The 22,742-nt window shown below is 34.8% G+C and carries 21 protein-coding genes; 7 read left to right on the forward strand and 14 right to left on the reverse strand.

Annotated features, from left to right (window positions below):
• Positions 1 to 13: 13 nt before the first annotated feature.
• From KWG70_RS11170 to KWG70_RS11180, 3 genes are all read left to right on the forward strand, one after another.
• Positions 14 to 703 carry a peptidoglycan DD-metalloendopeptidase family protein gene (locus KWG70_RS11170; protein ID WP_230936114.1) on the forward strand — a complete coding sequence of 230 codons (690 nt, stop codon included), beginning with the start codon at positions 14 to 16 and terminating at the stop codon, positions 701 to 703.
• A gap of 87 nt (positions 704 to 790) precedes the next feature.
• Positions 791 to 1,348: a TetR/AcrR family transcriptional regulator gene (locus tag KWG70_RS11175; protein WP_230936115.1), complete on the forward strand. Its 558-nt coding sequence runs from the start codon at positions 791 to 793 to the stop codon at positions 1,346 to 1,348.
• 65 nt (positions 1,349 to 1,413) lie between these two features.
• Complete coding sequence (locus KWG70_RS11180) at positions 1,414 to 2,373, forward strand: alpha/beta fold hydrolase (protein WP_230936116.1); 960 nt, start codon at positions 1,414 to 1,416, stop codon at positions 2,371 to 2,373.
• Between the two features lie 110 nt (positions 2,374 to 2,483).
• Here the strand turns inward: KWG70_RS11180 and KWG70_RS11185 are convergent, their stop codons facing one another.
• From KWG70_RS11185 to KWG70_RS11200, 4 genes are all read right to left on the reverse strand, one after another.
• Positions 2,484 to 2,936 carry a DUF1761 domain-containing protein gene (locus tag KWG70_RS11185; protein ID WP_230936117.1) on the reverse strand — a complete coding sequence of 151 codons (453 nt, stop codon included), beginning with the start codon at positions 2,934 to 2,936 and terminating at the stop codon, positions 2,484 to 2,486.
• 39 nt (positions 2,937 to 2,975) lie between these two features.
• Positions 2,976 to 3,476 (reverse strand): PEGA domain-containing protein, encoded by a 501-nt coding sequence (locus KWG70_RS11190; RefSeq protein ID WP_230936118.1) that lies wholly within the window; start codon positions 3,474 to 3,476, stop codon positions 2,976 to 2,978.
• 37 nt (positions 3,477 to 3,513) lie between these two features.
• Positions 3,514 to 4,179 (reverse strand): hypothetical protein, encoded by a 666-nt coding sequence (locus KWG70_RS11195; RefSeq protein WP_230936119.1) that lies wholly within the window; start codon positions 4,177 to 4,179, stop codon positions 3,514 to 3,516.
• An 88-nt stretch (positions 4,180 to 4,267) separates the two neighbouring features.
• Positions 4,268 to 5,047 carry a hypothetical protein gene (locus KWG70_RS11200; RefSeq protein WP_230936120.1) on the reverse strand — a complete coding sequence of 260 codons (780 nt, stop codon included), beginning with the start codon at positions 5,045 to 5,047 and terminating at the stop codon, positions 4,268 to 4,270.
• Positions 5,048 to 5,188: 141 nt separating this feature from the next.
• Here KWG70_RS11200 and KWG70_RS11205 point away from each other — a divergent pair, with 141 nt between their 5' ends.
• Complete coding sequence (locus KWG70_RS11205) at positions 5,189 to 5,578, forward strand: hypothetical protein (RefSeq protein ID WP_230936121.1); 390 nt, start codon at positions 5,189 to 5,191, stop codon at positions 5,576 to 5,578.
• A 25-nt stretch (positions 5,579 to 5,603) separates the two neighbouring features.
• On the opposite strand, the gene KWG70_RS11210 is transcribed toward KWG70_RS11205, so the two are convergent.
• From KWG70_RS11210 to KWG70_RS11220, 3 genes are all read right to left on the reverse strand, one after another.
• Positions 5,604 to 6,104, reverse strand: a complete 501-nt coding sequence (locus KWG70_RS11210; RefSeq protein ID WP_230936122.1) for a hypothetical protein — start codon at positions 6,102 to 6,104, stop codon at positions 5,604 to 5,606.
• Positions 6,105 to 6,297: 193 nt separating this feature from the next.
• Positions 6,298 to 7,173 carry a hypothetical protein gene (locus tag KWG70_RS11215; protein ID WP_230936123.1) on the reverse strand — a complete coding sequence of 292 codons (876 nt, stop codon included), beginning with the start codon at positions 7,171 to 7,173 and terminating at the stop codon, positions 6,298 to 6,300.
• Positions 7,174 to 7,494: a hypothetical protein gene (locus KWG70_RS11220; RefSeq protein WP_230936124.1), complete on the reverse strand. Its 321-nt coding sequence runs from the start codon at positions 7,492 to 7,494 to the stop codon at positions 7,174 to 7,176.
• A 456-nt stretch (positions 7,495 to 7,950) separates the two neighbouring features.
• On the opposite strand from KWG70_RS11220, the gene KWG70_RS11225 reads away from it, so the two are divergent.
• Complete coding sequence (locus tag KWG70_RS11225) at positions 7,951 to 10,470, forward strand: T9SS type A sorting domain-containing protein (protein WP_230936125.1); 2,520 nt, start codon at positions 7,951 to 7,953, stop codon at positions 10,468 to 10,470.
• A 174-nt stretch (positions 10,471 to 10,644) separates the two neighbouring features.
• Here KWG70_RS11225 and secA read toward each other — a convergent pair whose 3' ends face one another.
• The 7 genes from secA to KWG70_RS11260 form a co-directional block, all read right to left on the reverse strand.
• Complete coding sequence (secA, locus tag KWG70_RS11230; RefSeq protein ID WP_230936126.1) at positions 10,645 to 14,004, reverse strand: preprotein translocase subunit SecA; 3,360 nt, start codon at positions 14,002 to 14,004, stop codon at positions 10,645 to 10,647.
• A gap of 178 nt (positions 14,005 to 14,182) precedes the next feature.
• Positions 14,183 to 14,404 carry a DUF2795 domain-containing protein gene (locus tag KWG70_RS11235; protein WP_010177336.1) on the reverse strand — a complete coding sequence of 74 codons (222 nt, stop codon included), beginning with the start codon at positions 14,402 to 14,404 and terminating at the stop codon, positions 14,183 to 14,185.
• Between the two features lie 150 nt (positions 14,405 to 14,554).
• The gene (locus tag KWG70_RS11240) at positions 14,555 to 15,130 is read right to left on the reverse strand and encodes a cob(I)yrinic acid a,c-diamide adenosyltransferase (protein ID WP_230936127.1); all 576 of its coding nucleotides are present in this window, start codon (positions 15,128 to 15,130) and stop codon (positions 14,555 to 14,557) included.
• A gap of 52 nt (positions 15,131 to 15,182) precedes the next feature.
• Complete coding sequence (locus tag KWG70_RS11245; RefSeq protein WP_230936128.1) at positions 15,183 to 15,860, reverse strand: CPBP family intramembrane glutamic endopeptidase; 678 nt, start codon at positions 15,858 to 15,860, stop codon at positions 15,183 to 15,185.
• 87 nt (positions 15,861 to 15,947) lie between these two features.
• The gene (locus KWG70_RS11250) at positions 15,948 to 16,631 is read right to left on the reverse strand and encodes an ABC transporter ATP-binding protein (protein WP_230936129.1); all 684 of its coding nucleotides are present in this window, start codon (positions 16,629 to 16,631) and stop codon (positions 15,948 to 15,950) included.
• Positions 16,632 to 16,706: 75 nt separating this feature from the next.
• Positions 16,707 to 17,477: an O-methyltransferase gene (locus tag KWG70_RS11255; RefSeq protein ID WP_230936130.1), complete on the reverse strand. Its 771-nt coding sequence runs from the start codon at positions 17,475 to 17,477 to the stop codon at positions 16,707 to 16,709.
• 2 nt (positions 17,478 to 17,479) lie between these two features.
• Positions 17,480 to 19,348: an ABC-F family ATP-binding cassette domain-containing protein gene (locus KWG70_RS11260; RefSeq protein ID WP_230936131.1), complete on the reverse strand. Its 1,869-nt coding sequence runs from the start codon at positions 19,346 to 19,348 to the stop codon at positions 17,480 to 17,482.
• Positions 19,349 to 19,451: 103 nt separating this feature from the next.
• On the opposite strand from KWG70_RS11260, the gene KWG70_RS11265 reads away from it, so the two are divergent.
• Both KWG70_RS11265 and KWG70_RS11270 read left to right on the forward strand, forming a co-directional pair.
• The gene (locus KWG70_RS11265) at positions 19,452 to 20,243 is read left to right on the forward strand and encodes a polysaccharide biosynthesis/export family protein (protein ID WP_230936132.1); all 792 of its coding nucleotides are present in this window, start codon (positions 19,452 to 19,454) and stop codon (positions 20,241 to 20,243) included.
• A gap of 3 nt (positions 20,244 to 20,246) precedes the next feature.
• On the forward strand, positions 20,247 to 22,733 hold the full coding sequence (locus KWG70_RS11270) for a GumC family protein (protein ID WP_230936133.1): 2,487 nt from the start codon (positions 20,247 to 20,249) through the stop codon (positions 22,731 to 22,733).
• The last annotated feature ends 9 nt before the right edge of the window (positions 22,734 to 22,742 follow it).

Below are 22,742 nucleotides of genomic sequence, written 5' to 3' on the forward strand. Positions count from 1 at the left end.
AAAAATAATACGCATGTCTTCTAAAGCGTTTTCTCAAATCTTATCTCAATTAGGTCAACAAGCTCATTACGTTTTAGATCCTTCTATTTCAAAATCGGACTATGTGGCTTTAGATTTATCAATTACTAACGAAGCATTAAAAACCGTCGATGTCTCTTCTTCGGAAACTTTAGGTGCTTATATCAATACTCATATTAAAGAACATAAGGGCCAAGTGGCTTATGGTGGTTATTTGGAAACCCGAAATATCTATAGTCGTAGCACGTTTTTTAATGCTGACAATCTTGATACCGAACGCAATATTCACCTAGGACTCGATTTATGGATTGCTGCAGACACGCCAATCTATGCGCCTCTGGAAGCCGAAGTACATAGCTTTCAAAACAATACCAATTTTGGCGATTATGGTCCTACAATACTATTAAAGCATAACGTGAGAGATGTAGAGTTTTACACGCTTTACGGACATTTAAGTTTGGCCTCTATCCAAAACCTAAAAGTCGGACAACAATTCAAACAAGGCGAACAACTAGCAACGCTAGGCGATGCTAATGTGAATGGTGATTATCCGCCGCATTTACACTTTCAGATTATTAAAGATTTACAAGGACACAAAGGGGATTATCCTGGTGTGTGCTCTAGGCAGGATTTGGAGTTTTATAAAGAGAATTGTTCAGATCCTGGGTTGGTTTTGGGATTGTAATAGGTTTTAATCGATGCTATTAGTTAATAAAATGTTAAATAATAACCGAACGTTTGGTAAAATACTAAATAGTTCTACATTTGCACTATGAGACCACAAAAAGTACAAGATGCACAAATGTTAAACGGACTAATGTCTGTTATGAGATCTAAAGGTTATGATGGTGCTAGTCTTAAAGAGTTATCTGAAGCGACAGGATTAAAAAAGGCAAGTCTTTATCACAGGTTTGAAGGAGGAAAAAAGGATATGGCCTCTGCAGTACTCGCGCACTTAGAAGGCATGGTAGAACGAAGTATTTATAAAGTACTTGTGGATGAGAATATATCACATAGCGAACGACTTGATACAGTGCTTTCTAGTATAAATGATATGTATAATGGAGGTCTTGAAACTTGTATGTATCGATCACTTTCCCTTGATTCTGGAATTTCTTTGTTTGGAGATCAAATAAAACAAGGGATAGATCTTTGGATCAATGGTTTTATAAGGTTTGGTGTGGACAAAGGCATGAATAAAAAAGAAGCCACACAAAAAGCAAATCAAACGTTTATTGATATTCAAGGTAGTCTTGTACTGTCTAAATCGATTGGATCAACAGAGCCTTTTATGAATATCCTGGATAACATAAGAAACAGGTATCATTAAAAAAATTTAAATATAAATTTTACCGAATGTTCGGTAATTAAATATAATCACAATTACTAAAAACAATGAAAACAATGAAAACTTATGCAATGATTTTTATTTTGACCCTAAGTACAATCTTAGTTCAAGGTCAATCAAACAAAGAGAACAACTCTAAGACAACCTATCCTACCAGCTTTAATACTGTGAAAGTTGATGGCTTGGATATTTTTTATCGAGAAGCTGGCCCTAAAAATGCACCTACTTTAGTCTTATTACATGGCTATCCAACATCATCTCACATGTTCCGTAATTTAATGAAGGATCTGTCATCAGAGTATCATTTAATTGCACCAGATTACCCTGGATATGGGAGAAGTTCGCAACCTGCTATGAAAGATTTTGACTATACTTTTGAAAATATGTCTATCATCATAGAAAAATTTTTAGGGAAACTTAACGTTGACACTTACAGTTTGTATTTAATGGATTATGGAGCACCTATAGGATACCGAATTTTTGAAAGACATCCTGAACGCGTCGAAGCTTTTATAGTGCAAAATGGGAATGCTTATAAAGAAGGATTAACAGAGTTTTGGAATCCTTTAAGAGCTTATTGGAACGATTATACTGTAGCTAATGGAAAGGCACTTGAAGGGTTTCATTCATTAGAAGGTTTAAAATGGCAGTATACTCATGGCGTGCAAGATATCTCTAAAGTGAGTCCTGACAATTGGCATATCGATTTGCAACACCTCAGTAGACCTGAGAATAATGAAATTCAATTAGCCATGTTTTATGACTATCGTACTAATGTAAGCTTATACCCAAAGTGGCAAAAACTATTTAGAAAGTACCAACCACCAACATTAATTGTTTGGGGAAAGAATGATATTATTTTTCCGTCTGAAGGTGCTTATCCTTATAAGAGAGACTTGAAAAATGTAGAGTTTCATTTATTAGATACTGGGCATTTTGCTTTAGAGGAAAAAGGTGACGAAATTGCTAATTATATTTCTAAATTCTTACAGAAGAATTTAAAATAGAACCAATTAAAAAAACCTGATAGATTACTATCAGGTTTTTTTAGTTTATAATTACCGAAAGGACATAGTGTTCTAGGGTGTTTTCGGATTATTTAATTTTTCCCTTCCCATTAAAACCCATCTGGCATTGGAATGTTTTGCCAATGATTCATGCTATCCAAAATTCCACCCATTAGTGCCAAGGTAATCATCCAATAGAGAATATTAATAAGCATATGTTTCCATTTTCTGCGTCCGAAAAAACCTTGGACTACAATAACAGGAGCAACTGTTGTCACAGCAATGAATGTCCCATGCCAAGCACCATGCGCAAAGGTGTCAAAATCACCTTCCTGATTAATCCCAGAGTTATTAAAATTCAAAAGAAAAAACGACAGAAAGAAAGACAATAGAATAGCAACGATAAGTGTCACTATGTTATTTGGTTTTTTTGTTTGATTCTCTCTGGTACTTATAGTATCTAACCATACATTACCAAACACATTTTTGTGGTAATAGAGAAATCCGATTAGTATTGGCATTAGCGTTGCTAAAACCATTGAAAGCCAGCTGATGTCATCCATGATTAAAGATCTATTTTGATTAACCTTATGAAGATACTATTATTTATCCAAAGCCACCAAATGTGCTTTCCATTCACTTGGAATATCGGTTAGTGCATACACTTTTAATCCGTCCATTTCAATGCCAGCTGTAGATTGTGTTAAGGTGGCGTTTATAAATTCTGTATCCAATTTGTACATGGCTCCAGATGCTGGATCGATTATGAGCATTCCTAACAATCCACCAATAAGAATGTTCCCAAAATACCATCCGTCTAGTTTGAACTCAACAGGAACAATTTTAACATCATAGCCTTCTTTTTCAAATTTTACCTCATATCTGGCCTTAGAAAAATAACCGTTTCCCGCTTTTAGTTTTAATGTTGCTGGTGTATTACCAGTATAAACGTCATTACCTTTTTTGTCAGTAATCGTAATTTTTGCTCCAGAAGGAGAACTGTCAATGGAAATAGGATACTTTGATTTACTAACAATACTAGCGCAACTGGTTGATAATAAAATGATGCTTGCTAAAAAAAGGGCTGTGATTTTTCGTGTCATGTACTAATGAATTTTGATTGGTTTGTAATTTGATTTTTTATTTTATTATGTGTTGGATAAGACCATGATTAATAGTCTCGGTATTTAACTTGATATAATTATAGGAGCTAACTTCTGCATCTTTAAGCGTTAGAATCAAAACCTTATTTTTGTGCGCATACACCATGTGGTTATCTACCATAAGATATGCCTTACCAAATTCCGATTCGAGTTCCGCTTTTGAGCGTCCGACAAGATTCGCTTGTTTGAGATTATCATCGCTATTAAAGATTCGCAGTTCAATTAAGATTTCAGTGTCATCATCATAAGTATGTTTCTTCTTGCCATGTTTAAAGACGATGATTTGGTCAATGCGCTTAACATCGGTAAAGTTCTCGGTAGGATAATTATACAAATAGAAAATGGAGTCTTTAATGTTCGGCTGAAAATAATAAGACTTACCATTAGTAACACCTGTCGTGGTATAATTAATGTCTTTTGAGTTTTTAAAATCGTGTAAGTCGATAGGATGTTCAAGAAACTCAGCTAGTTTTAAGTTTGGTGTTGTTTGTGGTTTGACTTCTACCACCAATTCTGAAGTTTCATTAAAAGGTTTATTATAGCTACGCTGAACGTCATACAAGGTATAAAACACAAAGCCAATCGTAAAAATGACGAAAAAGGCAAATACGAAAATTAGTATGTCTTTGGTTGTTTGTCTCAAATGGTTTAAGCGTTATTCTATCTTGTGTTTAATTGGTTAGAACTAAAATAGCAAATAAAAGCATAATGTAGGAAAATGCGTAAGGTTTTTAATTTCCAAACGGACTTTTAGCAGTCGCGAACGGACTTTCAAATGGTTTCCACGCTGTTGTTGTTAGCGATTTTCCATCTATGTTCATTGGTGTAAATCTCACTTTATACTTGCCTTTTCCATTAAACCGAAACGCTCCCGAGCACATGCCGTGTCCGATATACAATTGGTCCTCTCTTCCTATTAAGTAAAACGTCGTACTTGTATTAGTGCTAATTTCTATGACTTCTGTTTTAAACCAAACTTCAGATTCTGGCATGTTCTTAATTTTAAAGATCGCGTATGCTGATGGTCCACAGCCATAGTAAGCCACTTCAGAGGTTTTAAATTCAAGTGTTAGGTTAGAATGGAGCGGCGTACTTGATGTATTACCAGTCGTCGTCCAATAGACTTTTTCTCTTTTCTTTTTTTTACGATTGTATTTCATCATTTCTGCGCCTTCACTGTTGGTTTGGTCTGTGTATTTAAGGACGTAGGTTGTATTGGGTTTTAATTCGGAAACAGGGCAAAAAATAGCTTGTGTTAATTGCATTTGTCCTTTTAAAATATCTTGAAGGTGTAGTTCAATTAATTCACCATGCTCACTTTCCAGATAAATAGTGCGCTCTTTAAAACCGTTTATTGTTTTTTGACTAAAGGCATAACCTTGAATAATAAACATTGAATTTAAGCTAATCTCTCTGGTATCGGGAAAGAAATACATGCCTTTGGATGTGCAATCTGCAGTGACCGAGTTGAAGCTCAAGCTCAAGAGTAGAAGAATGATAAATTTTTTCATGATGTGAGTTTCCTAAGTCGCATCAAATATCATTCCGTTGCTAGTTGGGTTGGTGTGTTTATTACTAATGAACACATAAGATGGAGCAATTAGTTGTATCTTGTAGTTATTCTATTAAGTTGAAAATTAAATTAAAGATCAATGATGTGGAAATACCTACTCGCTTGGATTCCTATGGTGTTTATCGCTATTTTAAACGGATTGTTTCGTGAGAAAGTTTTAGCAAATCGTTTTAAAGAATTGAGTGCACATCAATTATCTACAGTGACGCTCATTGTTTTGTTTGGATTATACATTTGGATCCTCCTGCGCTTTTTAAAACTTGAATCTGCTAAAGACGCCTTACAATTAGGTGTGTTTTGGTTAGGTTGTACCGTTGTTTTTGAGTTTCTATTTGGACACTATATTGCAGGTCATTCTTGGAGCAAATTATTTAACGATTATAATATTCTCGAAGGACGCGTATGGATATTTGTTCTTATTTGGACAATGATAGGGCCTTATGTGGTTTATAGGATGCAGGGTTGGTAGTTGGTTATACGATTTGTGATAAACGTTATTTTAAGTCTATAGGAGGAAGTGGAGGAGGCGGAGGAACAAAGTCAAATTTTTCATAAACTTTTTTAGTTTCTGAGAGATAGTCCTTGCATTGGGACAACCACCAAGTGTTTATGTCTTCTGAAGTTGTATAAACTTTTGAATCATAAAAACTCACCACTGTACTTTCAGGATTTATGTTTACCGTTGATTTAATCACAAAATAATAGTTACCTCGATTAAAGTCTTCATTCTCTTTTTTTATAATTTCAAAACAGATGATAACCATTTTAAAGGTATTCGAACGTTCGGTTAAGTAGAAATGAGGTAGCGTATATATAGATGTATTTGGTATTGCATTTTTAATTTGCGCTTTCAATGTTTCACTTTCTGAGTCGCTTAGTTTTAAATCATCAACATTGGATTTTTCAATATGCTTAATTATAGAAAACGTAGCTCCTGTTACAGTCTTGAAATCTTCCTTCGTTATAGTTTGACCATAGCTATGGATTGTTGTCAATAGGCATACTATTAAAGTGCTCGTTTTTATAAGTTTTATCAAGGTGATCATGTATGGCTTGTGACGAAGTTAGTGAAAGGAAATGAATCGGAGGAAAATTTGTAGGGTTTTGCTAACGCCAGCTCGCTTTGCTCGTATCCGAGCACACAAAGTAAACAATGGGTTATACACGTTGTTAGGTGTAGTTTAAGAACTAACGAATACTTTTAAATGATACATCATTGAGCCAATCTTTTAAAAAACCGTTAAAAATCTTCTCTTTTAATAATACTAAAAAAATATCCTTCCAAGCCTCAATCGAATTAGTATCAAATGGAATTCTTGAGCCATCAGGTTGGGTAGTAACTCTTGATTGAAATTCTAACGTAACATCTATGGTAGACCAATTTTGATTAGATGGAGCCATAATATCTAACCATGTTAGCCATATGATATTAGATATGTTCTGTTTTCCAGATACTTTTATGTCCGTCCTGCCTCTTGAATCGAAGCCAACTTTACTTATTGGGCTAGATTTACTTCCAATTGCTGGAATAATTCTTTCCATAAGTTCATAATTTGGAATTTGCTTTCTTTGTGTTTTATTTGTTGGTTTAAAATTTTCTAATTGAAACTGAAAATTATAATGACAACTATAAGGAATAAAAATAATATTACTTGCTAATCCTTCAATATAAGTAGAGACTTGTCTATATAAATTGACAAAAAAATCAAAAAATTTATCAACAGTCTTAAGAAAATTATTCAAATTTGAACCAGACCTCTGAAATCCATAATAATTTTTACCAATTTCTAATTGAAATCCAAAAATATCATCTGAATAATTAATTTTAATATTATTCTCTAAATCAACTTTAACATCATCAAAATTAAAGAGTTTCTCCTCCTTGAGTTTGGTAATTATCTCCGATATACATAAATCTGCAATTGTACTTTTCACAGATTGTTCAGATAACGATGATATCTCTGTAAAACGTATATAGTAACTAAATGAAGAAATATCAGTTATATCATCAATCATTAAGTTACCTTCATTAAACTTTTCAAAAACGTTTACTTTATTTTCCATTTATATTTCCTTTAAATGATTAGTTAATACATCAGTTAGTTCTTTTATCTCTTCTGCTAAACTATCAATTTTTTTTTGATCTTCAATTCCCTTACTTCTATCAAGTACCTTTAACTGATTTTGTTTATTTTCGACAATTGATGTCAACATTTGTATTTTTAAACTAAGAATAGAATTTGTTAGTTGTGAATTAGAATTTATGATAGATTTTTGATTTTGTTTATTTGCCTTATTTTGAATTAATAAAGTAATGAACATAGCCAAAAACATTAAAAAATTGACTATTAATAAACCTATATTAATTTTTTCTGCAGTTGTCATATTATACTATTTAAATTATTTTCTTTTCAACAATTACACCTAACTAGTTATATGAAGACAAATGTTCCTGTTTTTGGGAAGTATATTACCAAAAACAGGAATTAAGTTCCATTTTATAGCTTATAAAGCTATAACAATATCCAATACCATGTATACGTAGTTCTACGTATTTTTTGGATAAAAAGAAGTTTATTGGTTAGAGTTTACACTGCTAAATTATCAACTTGGGTATTCATCTCATTACGGAAAGCCGTATCCAAGACGAGATTTTTGATTTTAGCTTGGGTAAGAATAAAAAAACAAATACATCATGTTTGTGGTTTTTGGATGTGTTAAAAGAATGTCATTATGTATAACAAATTACACGTGTTTGAACCTACTGTTAAACTTCAAGGTCTCATCTTAGCCTTCGTAAATATTTCCTTATTATTGTAGGACTTAACTTATAAACGTGATATGAAGCACCTCTACTTATTTTTAATTACATTTTTTTTACTGTCTACAGCACAAGCCCAAATTATTTCTTTTCCCGATGTCAATTTCGAGAATGCCTTGATGAATACTAACTGTATAGATATTGACGACGATGGGTTGGGAGATATAGATGCAGATGCTAATGACGATGGGTATATTACAGTAAGTGAAATAGCAATGGTTACCAATTTATACATCAATAATCAAAATATTTCGAATCTAAGCGGAATTGAAAATTTCAGTAGTCTGGAAATCTTAAAATGTGCTTTTAATGACATACCCAATGCAGATTTGAGTGCATTAACCAATTTAAAAACCTTGGATATGGCACTTAATGATCTTACAGCTATTGATGTAAATAGCCTCGCTAATATTGAGATTTTACGACTTGATAATAATGATCTAACAAACCTAGATATAAGCTTAAATCCTAATTTGATTAACCTGTCTGTTGGAAACAATGCATTGACCACATTAAATACTAGTAATAATTTTAATTTAATGGAGTTGGCCTGTAATGGTAATGGCATAGCGACGCTAGATATTAGTAATAATAGTAATCTAACCCGTTTGATTTGTTCGGGAAACCAATTACAAGTGCTTGATCTAATGTCTAATCCTAATTTAGAGTATATATCATGTCGATCTAATGATTTATCAAGTTTAGATATTAGCTTAAATCCAAGTATCACTGTTTTAGATTGTGTTAATAATAATATTAGTAGCTTGAACTTAGGAACAAATACTTCATTTATAAATCTCTCCATTGGAGAAAATCCATTGCCTGTCATAGATCTAAGTTGGTTTCTTGATTTGGAAACTATTGATATTTTTGATCTTCATTATCCAGATACTGATTTTTCCATCTTTCCAAACCTTAGAAATCTTTATGCAAGTGGAAGCGATTTTACAACGCTTGATTTAAGTCAGAATCAAAATCTGTCTCAAATGTTTGTGAGTAATAGTCTCTTGCTGGAAACGATAAACATTAAAAACGGGACAGCTTTAGATGGGATCTCAGCATTTAATGTGCCAAGCCTTAATTATGTTTGTATTGATAATATTTCTAGCGAGCTATGGGTTCAAAATGTATTTGCGAATTCGAGTGTTCAAGTCAATTCATACTGTGATTTTGATTATGGAGGCTCATTTTTTGAATTAAATGGTACAATCACTTTTGATGCTGATAATAATGGTTGTGATGCTCAGGATATTAATACTGTAAATTTAAAATTACAGGTTATTAATGATACCTACACTGAAACGGCAATAACATCAAGCTCTGAGAATTATACCTTACAACTGTTAGAGGGAAACAGTACGATAACAGCTAGTTTAGAAAACCCAAACTATTTTATAGTTCAACCCTCCAGTGTTAGTCTGCAATTCCCTCAAGATGTTAGTCCGTTTTCTCAGGATTTTTGCATCGTACCAAATGGGATTCAAAACGATCTGGAAATAATAATAACGCCTACCAGTATTACTCAAGCTGGATTTAATGCAAGTTACAGACTATTTTATAGAAACAAAGGGAACACACAAGCCTCAGGAAATTTAAGCTTTGTCTTTGATGACAATATCATGGATTTTCAGTCATCTTCGTTGGCACCAACTGTTACAGCAGGAAACCTTTCATGGACATTCAATAATCTGTTGCCTTTTGAAACGCGGTTTATTGATTTAGAATTTTCGCTAAACGCAACTACTGATCCAGATTTTCCACTATCAAATGGAGATATTGTGAACACAGAAGCAATGATAACGACAACACCTGCTGATGTTTTGCCTTCGGATAATACGTTTATGCTTGATCAGACTATCGTTAATTCATTTGATCCAAACGACAAAACCTGTCTGGAAGGTGAGACCATAAGAGAAGCTATGGTAGGAGAGTATCTTCACTATTTAATTCGCTTTGAAAATATAGGTACTGCAAACGCTATAAACGTTGTTATAAAAGACAATATTGATATTAGTAAATTTGATATCAATTCTCTAATTCCGTTGCATGCAAGTCATGATTTTATAACTAGAATTCGAAATACAAATGAAGTCGAATTTATATTTGAAAATATCAACTTGCCATTTGATGATGCTAATAACGATGGTTTTGTAGTGTTTAAAATAAAAACCTTAGAGACGTTGATGGTAGGTGATACGTTTAGTAATGATGCCGAAATTTTCTTCGATTTTAACTTTCCTATTGTAACCAATGATTATCAAACTACGGTCGAAGACAATTTGTCTGTTAATGAGTTTGAATTGGGTTCGACCATACAAGTGTATCCTAATCCGGTTCAAGATCAATTATACATCACTTCTGAAGTGGTACTTAACAAGACTACTATATATGATGTGAATGGTCGCGTATTACAACACATCATTTTTATTGGAAATGAGTTAGAACGTACTATAGATGTTGCGGATTTATCAAAAGGTATTTATTTTGTAAAGCTTTCTTCGGAAAATGGAAGTACAACGCAAAAGATTATAAAGCAATAAAAAATCCCGAGCATTACGCTCAGGATTTTTAGTTTTATGTTGGACTCCACATCACATGCGGAATGCTATGTTTTGTACTATGAGATCCTAAACCAAGTTCAGGGTGACGAGTTACTCTTCATTTGATATGCCTCCTGTTGTCACTTAGCGTTTGAGTGAGACACCAAATAGTACTTAGTGCTCGACTAAGACCCATTCGCCTTTAGCTATTAAAGGGATGGCTTGTTTATACTTGACCGTTTTATTTTCACCACTCATCACATGCTTAATCGTAACTTTATCATTACGTCCAATTTTTGGTTGCTCTCTAACAATAGTTTCAACCACTTGTTGTTGTTGACGTGATGCACCTGCACCAGCAGCTCTGCTTTGTGCTGCACGTTCATCCATATTTGGAATTTCATCCTTTTGCGTTTCTAGCTTCTCTTGCTTACGTGCTTTGGCTTCCTGGATATTATTTTGTGTTTCCGAAGGTAATTCGCCTTTAAATAAGAACGAGATCACATCTTTATTCACCTGGTCGATCATTTCCTTGAACAACTCAAAAGCTTCAAACTTATAGATCAATAGTGGATCTTTTTGCTCGTGAACTGCTAATTGCACCGACTGCTTTAACTCATCCATTTTACGTAAATGCGTTTTCCAAGCATCATCAACAATCGCCAAGGTAATGTTCTTTTCAAAATCGTTGATCAACTGCGTTCCTTTGGTTTCATACGCCTTTTCAAGGTCTGTTACCACTTGTAAGTTCTTTACACCATCGGTAAACGGCACCACGATACGCTTGTATTTATCACGTTGGTTCAAGTACACATTCTCAATCACTGGGAATGCCAACTCGGCGTTGCGTTGCATTTTCTCTCTGTAGTGCTCAAAAGCCGATTTATAGACTTTTCCAGCAATATCTTGTACTGATAACTTTTTGAAATCAGCTTCGGAAATTGGTGAGCTCATCGAGAAGTATCTGATCAATTCAAACTCGAAGTTCTTGAAGTCTTCAGCGGCTTTATTGTTTTCTGCAATGCCTTCAGAAGTATCGTAGATCATATTGGCTAAGTCGACACGAAGACGTTCACCATGTAAGGCATGACGACGACGTTTGTAAACCACTTCACGCTGCGCATTCATCACATCGTCATATTCTAAAAGACGCTTACGAACACCAAATTGGTTTTCTTCTACTTTTTTCTGTGCACGCTCAATAGATTTTGAAATCATAGAATGCTGAATCACTTCACCTTCCTTTAATCCCATTTTATCCATCATTTTGGCAATACGCTCACTACCAAATAAACGCATGAGGTTATCTTCTAAAGACACATAAAACTGTGAACTTCCTGGATCTCCTTGACGTCCTGCACGACCACGTAACTGGCGATCGACACGACGCGAATCGTGACGCTCTGTACCAACGATGGCCAAACCACCTGCTTCTTTTACAGCATCTGATAATTTAATATCGGTACCACGACCTGCCATGTTGGTTGCGATAGTTACCTGTCCTGGTTGTCCAGCTTCGGCAACAATATCGGCTTCCTTTTTATGGAGTTTCGCGTTAAGTACATTATGCGGTACTTTTCTAATCGATAACATCTTTCCTAAAAGCTCGGAAATTTCAACGTTTGTTGTACCAATTAATACTGGTCGTCCTGCTTGGGATAAGTTGGTAACCTCATCGATAACAGCATTGTATTTTTCACGTTTTGTTTTATAAACTAAATCCTGACGGTCATCACGTGCAATTGGTCGGTTGGTTGGAATTTCCACCACATCCAATTTATAGATTTCCCAGAATTCACCTGCTTCTGTAACCGCTGTACCTGTCATACCAGATAGTTTGCGGTACATTCTAAAGTAGTTTTGTAAAGTTACTGTAGCAAAGGTTTGTGTGGCATCTTCGATCTTTACATTTTCTTTGGCTTCAATCGCTTGGTGGAGTCCGTCACTATAACGACGACCATCCATAATACGACCCGTTTGCTCATCAACGATCATCACCTTATTGTCCATCACCACATATTGGATGTCCTTTTCAAATAAGGCGTATGCTTTTAATAATTGGTTGAGTGTATGGATACGTTCCGATTTAATTCCGAAGTCTCTAAACAACTCTTCCTTTTCGGCAGCTTCGTCTTCTTTAGATAAGCCTTTGCTTTCAATCTTTGAAATCTCCATACCAATTTCTGGCATCACGAAGAAATCTGGATTCTCTATACCAGATAAGAATTCAACACCTTTATCGGTTAATTCTACCTGATTATTTTTTTCTTCGATAACGTAGTAGAGTTCTGCATCAACTTTAGGCATCTCTCTGTTGTTATCTTGCATGTAGAAATTCTCCGTTTTTTGGAGTAGGGCCTTAATACCTTCTTCACTTAAGAATTTGATCAAGGCTTTATTTTTAGGAATACCTCTGTAGGCTCTTAATAATAAGAAACCACCTTCTTTGGTATCACCTTCTGCAATTAATTTTTTAGCTTCGGCTAAAACACCAACAAGCTCTTTTCGTTGTACACTAACAATCGTATCTACTTTAGGTTTTAGCTCTGTAAATTCATGACGATCTCCTTGCGGAATAGGTCCAGAAATAATTAATGGTGTACGTGCATCATCGACCAATACAGAATCGACCTCATCAACAATCGCATAGTGATGCGGACGTTGCACTAGATCTCCTGGCGAATGCGCCATATTATCTCTTAGGTAATCGAAACCAAATTCGTTGTTGGTTCCGTAGGTAATATCTGCTTTATAGGCTTTACGTCTTGCTTCAGAGTTAGGTTGGTGGTAATCGATACAATCGACGCTCAATCCATGGAACTCAAAAATAGGAGCCATCCACGCGCTATCACGTTTGGCTAAGTAATCGTTAACCGTTACTAAATGCACACCTTTTCCAGCTAAGGCATTTAAGTATACAGGAAGGGTTGCTACTAAGGTTTTACCTTCACCAGTTTGCATCTCTGCAATTTTTCCTTGGTGCATTGCTGCTCCACCAATAAGCTGTACATCGTAATGAATCATGTCCCAAGTAATTGGCTTACCAGCGGCATCCCAAGAATTGGCCCAAATGGCTTGATCGCCTTGAAGCGTTACATAATCTTTATCACCAGACACTAAGCGGTCAAACTCATTAGCTTGGACCGAAATTTCGGTGTTGTGAACAAAACGCTTTGCTGTTTCTTTTACGACAGCAAAGGCTTCTGGCATAATATCATTAAGAACGACTTCAGAGACCTCGTAGATATCATCTTTGATCTTATCTATTTCAAGGTAGATGTCTTCTCTTTTATCAATATCATCAGTGGCTTCAGCATCTTTTAATAATTGATCTATATTGTCTTGAAGCGGTTTGCGTGCTTCGGCTATTTTGTCTTTGAACTCCGCAGTTTTGGCTCTCAATTGGTCATGAGATAATTGCTCAAGTGCACTTTCAAAAGATTTCACTTGATCTACAATAGGAGTAAGCGCCTTCACATCCTGTTTGGCTTTGTCTCCTACAAATACTTTAAGTACTGAATTTAAAAAACTCATTTGTGTTTATTTATGTTATTAGAAACGTTGCGAACAACGTTTTATCTTTAAAAATTCTGGAATTTCAAAGATATGATTTGTGTTAGTTATACTGAAAATTTCGGGCACAAAAAAAGCCTCAATGAGAGACTTTTTAACTTTTTTATATCATTAGAGGTAATTTTTGTTTCAATTACCTTTAATACTCATCTTCATTCCAGAGATAATCTTCATCTGTCGGATAATCTGACCAGATTTCTTCGATGGAATCGTAAGAGTCGCCTTCGTCTTCTATCGCTTGTAGATTTTCAACAACTTCCAATGGAGCTCCTGTTCTAATAGCGTAGTCTATTAATTCGTCTTTTGTTGCTGGCCAAGGCGCATCACTTAAATACGATGCTAATTCTAATGTCCAATACATTTCTTAATGTGTTTATTTTTTTGCAAAAATAAAATTATAGTTCAAAAAGTCAAGAAAAAAACGAATTAATTAAATAATAATTTTAAAGAACTTATATTTTTTATGCTTTAAGCCTAGTAGAACTAGTAATTTATTCTGCAAAGTGGTATTCTAGGATTCTTTCTTTGGAATCCATTTTACTTCTTCGGCTTGCAAATCATGTGACAACTTTCGTGCCAATACAAATAGGTAGTCAGAAAGTCGGTTGAGGTACTTTAAACTTTCGGGTTGGAAAGGTTCCAGATCATTAAGCGCACTTGCTAAACGTTCGGCTCTACGGCACACACAGCGAGCGATGTGACAGAATGACACCGTTTGATGTCCACCAGGTAATACAAAGTGCGTCATTGGTGGTAATGATTCGTTCATGGTATCCATTTCTTGTTCGAGTTGCGCAATATCGGTTTCGGAAATTTTAGGGATGTTTAACCGTTCTTTTCCGTTTTTGAGTGTGGCCTTTTCAGGGTCGGTTGCTAAAATAGCACCAACGGTAAATAATCTATCCTGAATATCTATGAGCACATCTTTATAATGGTTATTGATGTCTTGGTCTCTTATCAGTCCTAAATGTGAATTGAGTTCATCTACTGTTCCGTAGCTATCAATACGAATATGATGTTTTGGAACACGTGTACCACCAAACAATGCCGTTGTTCCTTTGTCTCCCGTTTTTGTATATATTTTCATAGATGCAAGTTAAAAGTTTTAATCGAGATACGTTTTGAATTATATCTTAAAATTAAACGATAATTGCCCATAAGTTCCAACTCATGTGGAATAAGATTGAAGGTACAAATGATTTTGATTTATGATAAAGCAAAGCAGAAATTAAACCACCAAAGAAGGTAATGTATGTTAAATGAATATCAAGATTTAGATAGTCTGCATTAGGGAAGAATATAGCAAAAGTTTGTAGGTGGATGAGGCTAAACAATACAGAGGAAATTAAGATGGCAAATACGGGTTTCATGTATTTATTTAAGCCTTGTTGGATGTAGCCTCTAAAAAACAGCTCTTCTGCCAAAGGAATAAAAAGTACTGTAGCTAGCGATTCTCTTTGGCTGGTTTTGGTCATAACAAAATCGTATATAATATTGTGATCTGTATTAAAAATGGCGTTATAAATTATATTTAGAGGTGTTTGAATAAAAACAAAAGCAGCACCTAATGATATAGCAATAAATGACAACCTGTAGGGAACTTTAAAAAAATAAAGGAGTTTCTTTTTATAGATGAGGAATAATAAATAAAATATAGCAGCGGCTTCTACTATGGTTGTAGCAAGTAAAGCATATTTATAGGCTCTATGAAACATGTCTTCAATCACATAATAGAATAGCATGCCTACAACAGCAGCATTAAGTTCAAGAAAAACAATAAATAGTAATGTTGCTAAAAGATATTTGAGAGGTCTCATGTATTGTTGATTGTCAATTTATCACGTTAGAATGACTCCAATACTGATGAGTATTATTACAGCAATAAAAGGTAATATCGCAGTTAATTAATTTCTAGTATCGCTTTCCACCATGCCATCACGCAATCTAATCACACGTTTCGCATGTGCTGCGATATCTTCTTCATGCGTGACCATGATTACCGTGTTTCCTGCTTGATGGATTTCATCAAACAAGGTCATGATTTCGTGACCTGTCTTAGAATCTAGGTTTCCTGTAGGCTCATCGGCCAAAATAATAGAAGGTTTATTAACAAGTGCACGACCAACAGCCACACGTTGGCGTTGACCACCAGATAATTGATTAGGTTTGTGATCCATACGATCGGCAAGACCTACATCAGTAAGCACTTCTTCAGCTCTTTTTGTACGTTGTGATTTTGAAGCACCTGCATATACCATTGGTAAAGCGACATTATCCAAAGCAGTAGTTCGTGGTAATAGGTTGAACGTTTGAAACACGAAGCCAATTTCAGTATTTCTAATTTCGGCTAATTCATCATCGCTCATCTGACTCACATCTTTACCATTAAGAACATATGAGCCAGCCGTTGGTGTATCTAGGCAACCCAATAGGTTCATAAGTGTTGATTTTCCCGAACCTGAAGGTCCCATAATGGCAACATAGTCTCCTAATTCGATGTCTAAATCGATGCCCTTTAACACATGAACGGTCTCTTGACCGAGTTGAAAATCACGAATGATGTCTCTAATTTCAATAACGTTTCCCATACTGGAATATACTTTTAATTGATGTGTCTGCAAGATACAGATTTCACTTCATATGACGCAACACATTAAATGTTGTTACAATCTAATGACGAAATTTTCTTTCACCTGTTCTTTTCTGAAGCATACAAATCCCCAAAAAAAGGTGTCAATGGTCACAGTGACTTTAGGATGTGCTTTAATCCTTTCCCAAGCGTCCACCATATCTCTCGACCAATGGATGTCATCAAAAATAAAAATAGAATCGTTATGTGCCGATGCAATCAACGTATTAAAATACTGAAGTGTTGCCTCTTTATTATGATTACCATCAAAAAAAACAAGATCGTAGGTATTGTCTTTTAACTTCGGAAGGCTAGTTTCAAATTCACTATTCTCAAGCGAGACATTGTTAATATTGAAATCGTCAAGTTGCTGTTTTGTAAATGCAGCTGTATTTGGGCAACCTTCTACCGAAGTAATTTTACTTTTCGAATTGGCAAGCGCCATAGCATGAGTGGCAATACCTAATGAAGTGCCAAGTTCTAAGATGTGTTTAGGCTTAAAATAGCGAACTAACCTGTAAAGTAATTGTGATCTTTTTACGGAAGTTCCAGACGTTTTTGCCATGGCACTGATCGCTCTGGAATTTGATTTGAACACTCTTGAGCCTGAACCAAAATCGGTGATGTCTATCGATTGCTTGTTTTTTAATAAGGTGTTTCTATATGATGAAAGTTTTGCATAATCATCGTACTTCGTTTTATCATAAAAGCATTTGGTGACCAAATCATAGACAAAAGGGGAGTGGACACCATGTTGGTTGGTGGACTTGAATAAAAATTTGATGTATTCAATACTTTGAAACATGATTAGGATTCAAATTTCTCTGATAGTTCGAACCAACGCAATTCTTTAGCTTCAATATCGTCAATAATACCCTGAAGTTGCTGCGACAATTCGTTAATCTTCTCCTGACTTAATGAAGCGTCGTTAAACTGCTCTTCGAGTGCTTTTTTATCTAATTCGAGCGCACGTATTTTGCTTTCAAGATTTTTATACTCTTTCTGTTCGTTGTATGATAATTTCTGACTTTTATTCTGGTCTTCTTTTTGATCTGAACTAGAGTTATCGACAGGTGCTGTTTTTGTTTCCGAAGGATATAGAGCATCATACTCGCGATAATCGGAATAATTACCAGGAAAATCTTGTATTTTTCCGTTGCCTTTAAACACAAAAAGGTGATCTACGATTTTATCCATAAAGTATCTGTCGTGGGATACCACAAGCAAACAACCAGGGAAATCGAGAAGGAAATCTTCAAGAATATTTAAAGTGACAATATCTAAATCGTTAGTCGGTTCATCAAGGATCAAGAAATTGGGATTCTGAATTAAAACAGTACACAAATACAAACGTTTTTGCTCACCACCACTTAATTTTTCTACATAGTCATGTTGCTTTTTTCCGTCGAAAAGAAAACGTTCTAATAACTGTTTGGCACTAATTTGTCGGCCTTTAGTGAGTGGGATAAATTCGCCAAATTCTTTGATGACGTCAATCACTTTTTGTTGCGGTTTGATGTCAATGCCACCTTGAGTGTAATAGCCAAATTTTACGGTATCTCCAATGATGATCTTTCCTGTATCTGGACTAAGGCTGTGCGTGAGCATGTTGAGGAAGGTCGATTTTCCAGTCCCGTTTTTTCCAATAATACCAATGCGCTCACCACGTTTAAAGACGTATTCAAATCCGTCAAGAATAGCCTTGTCATCAAAGGCTTTAGAAACGTTATGGAATTCTACAATCTTACTGCCCAATCGTTCCATATTGATCTCCAGTTGGATCTTATGATCTTTTCTGCGTTGATGCGCACGTTTCTTAATGTCTGAGAAATCATCAATTCGCGATTTTGATTTCGTTGTTCGTGCTTTGGGCTGACGTCGCATCCATTCTAACTCTTTTTTAAAGAGTTGCTTGGCCTTTCCAGTTTCGACTTGCTCTTGAGTAATTCGGGCTTCTTTGTTTTCTAAGTAATACGAATAGTTGCCTTTGTAGGTGTATAGTTTTCCATGATCGAGCTCTATAATTTCGTTGCACACGCGTTCTAAGAAATAACGGTCGTGCGTCACCATGAACAAGGTAAACTGTGATTTGGCAAAATACTGTTCTAACCATTCAATCATTTCCAAATCTAAGTGGTTGGTAGGTTCATCAAGAACGAGTAAATCAGGATTACTAATCAAGGCTTGAGCCAGTGCCAAGCGTTTTATTTGTCCGCCCGACATTGTACTAATCTTTTGATTGAGATCGTCAAGTTTTAGCTGTGATAAGATTTGCTTGAACTGCAGTTCAAATTCCCATGCATTATGCATATCCATTTGCTCGAAAGCTTTTTGATAGGCTTCTGTGTTTTCAGGATTTTGGAGTGCTTTCTCATAATTTTCGATAATCTTCAACTGAGGCGAATCAGAATTAAAAATAGTATCATTTATGGTTAAGCTGTTATCAAATTGTGGTGATTGCGATAAAAAAGAAATTCTTAAACCATTTCGCATTACAATTTGACCAGAGTCTGGTGTATCTGCTCCTGACAGGATATTAAGAATTGAGGTCTTGCCGCTTCCGTTTTTAGCAACAAATGCAATTTTATCATCCTTATGAATGCTGAAAGAGAGATTAGAGAACAACTCTAATTCACCATAAGATTTCGAAATATTTTCTACAGTTAGATAGTTCAAACTAAATTTTTTACAAAGAAAGTGATATTACTCAAAAAAACGACGAATTGTTTTGTTATTAATAGTGATAAACTATATTTGTGAAGCAACAAGCAACTTTACAATGAATAGATTATTATTGCTTACAGGATTATTACTGTGTATCCTATCTACATCTTGTATTCCACATAAGGATATTGTTTATCTCCAAAATAAAAATACTGCTATTGATTCCACACAAGCATTGGTTGAGCAACCTAAGTTATATCGTGTTCAAATTAATGATATTTTAAATATCAGAATCAAAGTATTAGACCAAGAAAATGTCACTATTTTTAATCCAGTAGGTGAAGGAAGCTTGAATGCGTCAGGAGAAGAACGTGCTTACTTTGATGGATTTACAGTTGATATCCACGGAAATATTAGAATACCAGATCTAGGTAAATTTAATGTTCTTGGCTATACCTGTGAAGATATTGAGACGCTTATCAAAGACAGACTTTTAGAAGATCAATTTAAATCAACTGCAAACATTTTTATAACTGTTAAACTTTCAGGGTTGCGATATACGGCAAGTGGAGAAGTTGGTAGTCCCGGAACTCAAGTGGTCTATCAAGAGCGTGTTAATATATTTGAAGCTATTGCTAATGCAGGAGAAATACCCTTAACAGGTGATAAGAAAGATGTACAAATTATTAGGCAATACCCTCAAGGACAGCAAATACATCACTTAGATCTAACAGATGCCAATGTGATGCAATCGCCTTATTACTATATTCAGCCCAATGATATCATTTATGTAAAACCATTAAAACAAAAAATCTGGGGAACAGGAACTACAGGAGTTCAAACCTTAACAACGTTATTTTCTGTGGTGTCTTTTTTAACAACGATCATCCTGGTGATAAATAGATAATTTATGTCGAACAGCGAGTTTCAAGATATTGACAATGCAGACCAGAGTAATGTGTCTTTTGATTTTAGAGGGTTTTTATTTAAGGCTCTAAATTTATGGAAGCTCGTATTTCTATGCATTGGTATTGCACTCATTGTGGCTTATTTTGTGAATGTTAGAAAGCAAAGTGTGTATAGGCTAGATTCTCTTATATCTGTTGAGAATGATCAAAATCCGTTTTTTACCGCTAATACAAGTATCTCTTTTAATTGGGGAGGTGTTTCTGGCAAAGTAGGTAAAATAATGACTGCGATAAATACGAGAAGTCATAATGAAAAAGTAGTCGATTCTTTGCAGTATTATATGGTTTACCTTGAGCAAGGTAAATACCGAAAAGTTGATGTGTATAAGAAAACGCCATTTACTGTTAAAATCGACAAATCTAAAGGGCAAATGCTCGGCCAACCTATAGGGATACGAATGGTCAGTACTGATGAGTTCGAGATTTTTACTGAGTTTGGTGGTAATAGAAAGAATGTACAACGTTACTTAGATAAGAAGAAATATTTGGTCAATGTGCCTACTGGCCCTTATAAGAGCACACACAAATTTGGAGAACCGATAAACCTCTCTTTCTTTAGTGGAACAGTTTCAAAAGTTAAAGGTGCTTTAATAACACCAAATCATGAATACTTTTTACAATTTTTAAATTTTGATAACGTCGTTAATCACTATAAAGGTAATACGGTTATTGCACCTTCAGCGAAATCGTCATCAGTACTTAAATTGTCCTTAGCTGGAAATAACAAAGCTAAAATAGCCGATTATCTAAATGCGACCATTGCTATTTTAAGTGCTACAGAATTAGAGCGAAAAAACCTTTATGCAACTAATACTATAAAATTTATTGATAGTAGTCTTGCAGCTGTAGATGATGATTTGAAGATTGTGACTTCTGAGATGAACGATTTCAGAAAGAAAAATCAAGTCTTCAATATTGATGATGAAATGACTGAGACTGCTGAAAAATTAAAAGAACTTGATTTTAAGAAAGAAGAAGGTAGGTCTAAAATTAATTATTTAAATACGCTGGAAAGGTACTTGCAATCTAAAAATGATTATACGAAAATTGCTGCACCAACTTCAGTTGGTATTAATGAGAGTAATATTTTAAGTATTGTTAGTGAGTTGAGTGCACTTGCCGCAGAACGCCAAAAATTAGAATACACCACTAAAGAAGGATCTACGGTATTTAAGGATATAGATAGACGTATAGATGCTAAAAAGAATGTATTGCTAGAGACCATAGATGCGTCAAAGCGTACAATAAATATACAGTTAGGTACTATAAACAACAATATCGCAAGACTAGAAGCGCAATTGGGAGATCTGCCAGAAGATCAACAGGAATATTTAAAAATTCAGAGAAAGCTTAATCTAAGCCAAGAGGCATATGATGTGTATCTGGCGAAGCGAGGAGAAGCTGCAATTGTAAAGGCTGCCAATGTATCTGATATTGCTGTTATTGATGAGGCAAAAGATATTGGAAATAGACCTATCGGACCAAATAAGACCTTAAATTATATGATGGCGCTTATGGTAGGTTTCTTTGCACCAATGTTTCTCATTTTTATCATCTTTCTATTAGATAATACAATTCATGGTTCTGATGAGATAGAACGCTTGTCTAAGATTCCAATTTTAGGTGTTGTAGGGAAATACAATTACAAAAATAATTTAGTTGTTTTTGAAAAACCAAAATCTGCTGTTGCCGAATCATTCAGATCTATACGATCGAGTTTACAATTTATTTTTAAGAAATTAGGTAAGGAAGAAGGCGGATTAGGGAAAACGTTAATGATTACCTCTTCGGTGAGTGGTGAAGGTAAAACGTTTTGCTCTATTAATATCTCAACAGTGTATGCGCTTTCAGGGAAAAAAACGATTTTATTGGGATTGGATTTAAGGAAACCTAAGATTTTTGGAGATTTCAATATCACCAATGATAAAGGCGTTGTAAACTTCTTAATTGGCGAGAGTGATTTAGAAAATGTGAAATATAGCACACATATTGAAAATCTGGATGTGATACCATCAGGACCAGTACCTCCAAATCCTTCCGAATTATTGATGGGTGATCGAATGAAAGAACTCATAACAACCTTACGTCAAGAATATGACATGATCATTCTTGATACACCTCCTTTAGGTTTAGTTACTGATGCTCTTGAATTGACGCAATATGCAGATGCTTCAATTTTTATGGTAAGATTAGATTATACAAAAAAAGGAATGCTGTCTCTTATTAACGCCAAGTATAAGATTGGTGAGGTCAAAAACATTAGCTTTATATTAAACTTCTATAAGCATAAATCTAATCATAATTATGGTTATGGATACGGTTATGGCTATGGTTATGGATACGGTTATGGCGTATATGGTAATGCGTACCATGAAAGAGAAGATGAGTCTACGTGGAAACGTATCAAACGTTTTTTAAAGCGTATTTAAAGCCTAAAA

The sequence above is a fragment of the Psychroserpens luteolus genome (assembly GCF_021032705.1).
Classification (GTDB): Bacteria; Bacteroidota; Bacteroidia; order Flavobacteriales; family Flavobacteriaceae; genus Psychroserpens; species Psychroserpens luteolus.

Excerpts from the sequence above, each read along its gene's own strand:
- KWG70_RS11185 (WP_230936117.1), bottom strand. The coding sequence starts at position 2,936 with ATGGATGACATCAGCTGGCTTTCAATGGTTTTAGCAACGCTAATGCCA.
- KWG70_RS11200 (WP_230936120.1), bottom strand. The coding sequence starts at position 5,047 with ATGAAAAAATTTATCATTCTTCTACTCTTGAGCTTGAGCTTCAACTCG.
- KWG70_RS11190 (WP_230936118.1), bottom strand. The coding sequence starts at position 3,476 with ATGACACGAAAAATCACAGCCCTTTTTTTAGCAAGCATCATTTTATTA.
- KWG70_RS11220 (WP_230936124.1), bottom strand. The coding sequence starts at position 7,494 with ATGACAACTGCAGAAAAAATTAATATAGGTTTATTAATAGTCAATTTT.
- KWG70_RS11180 (WP_230936116.1), top strand. The coding sequence starts at position 1,414 with ATGAAAACAATGAAAACTTATGCAATGATTTTTATTTTGACCCTAAGT.
- KWG70_RS11175 (WP_230936115.1), top strand. The coding sequence starts at position 791 with ATGAGACCACAAAAAGTACAAGATGCACAAATGTTAAACGGACTAATG.
- KWG70_RS11215 (WP_230936123.1), bottom strand. The coding sequence starts at position 7,173 with ATGGAAAATAAAGTAAACGTTTTTGAAAAGTTTAATGAAGGTAACTTA.
- KWG70_RS11235 (WP_010177336.1), bottom strand. The coding sequence starts at position 14,404 with ATGTATTGGACATTAGAATTAGCATCGTATTTAAGTGATGCGCCTTGG.
- KWG70_RS11205 (WP_230936121.1), top strand. The coding sequence starts at position 5,189 with ATGATGTGGAAATACCTACTCGCTTGGATTCCTATGGTGTTTATCGCT.
- secA (WP_230936126.1), bottom strand. The coding sequence starts at position 14,004 with ATGAGTTTTTTAAATTCAGTACTTAAAGTATTTGTAGGAGACAAAGCC.
- KWG70_RS11245 (WP_230936128.1), bottom strand. The coding sequence starts at position 15,860 with ATGAGACCTCTCAAATATCTTTTAGCAACATTACTATTTATTGTTTTT.
- KWG70_RS11240 (WP_230936127.1), bottom strand. The coding sequence starts at position 15,130 with ATGAAAATATATACAAAAACGGGAGACAAAGGAACAACGGCATTGTTT.
- KWG70_RS11270 (WP_230936133.1), top strand. The coding sequence starts at position 20,247 with ATGTCGAACAGCGAGTTTCAAGATATTGACAATGCAGACCAGAGTAAT.
- KWG70_RS11255 (WP_230936130.1), bottom strand. The coding sequence starts at position 17,477 with ATGTTTCAAAGTATTGAATACATCAAATTTTTATTCAAGTCCACCAAC.
- KWG70_RS11265 (WP_230936132.1), top strand. The coding sequence starts at position 19,452 with ATGAATAGATTATTATTGCTTACAGGATTATTACTGTGTATCCTATCT.
- KWG70_RS11170 (WP_230936114.1), top strand. The coding sequence starts at position 14 with ATGTCTTCTAAAGCGTTTTCTCAAATCTTATCTCAATTAGGTCAACAA.
- KWG70_RS11250 (WP_230936129.1), bottom strand. The coding sequence starts at position 16,631 with ATGGGAAACGTTATTGAAATTAGAGACATCATTCGTGATTTTCAACTC.
- KWG70_RS11225 (WP_230936125.1), top strand. The coding sequence starts at position 7,951 with ATGAAGCACCTCTACTTATTTTTAATTACATTTTTTTTACTGTCTACA.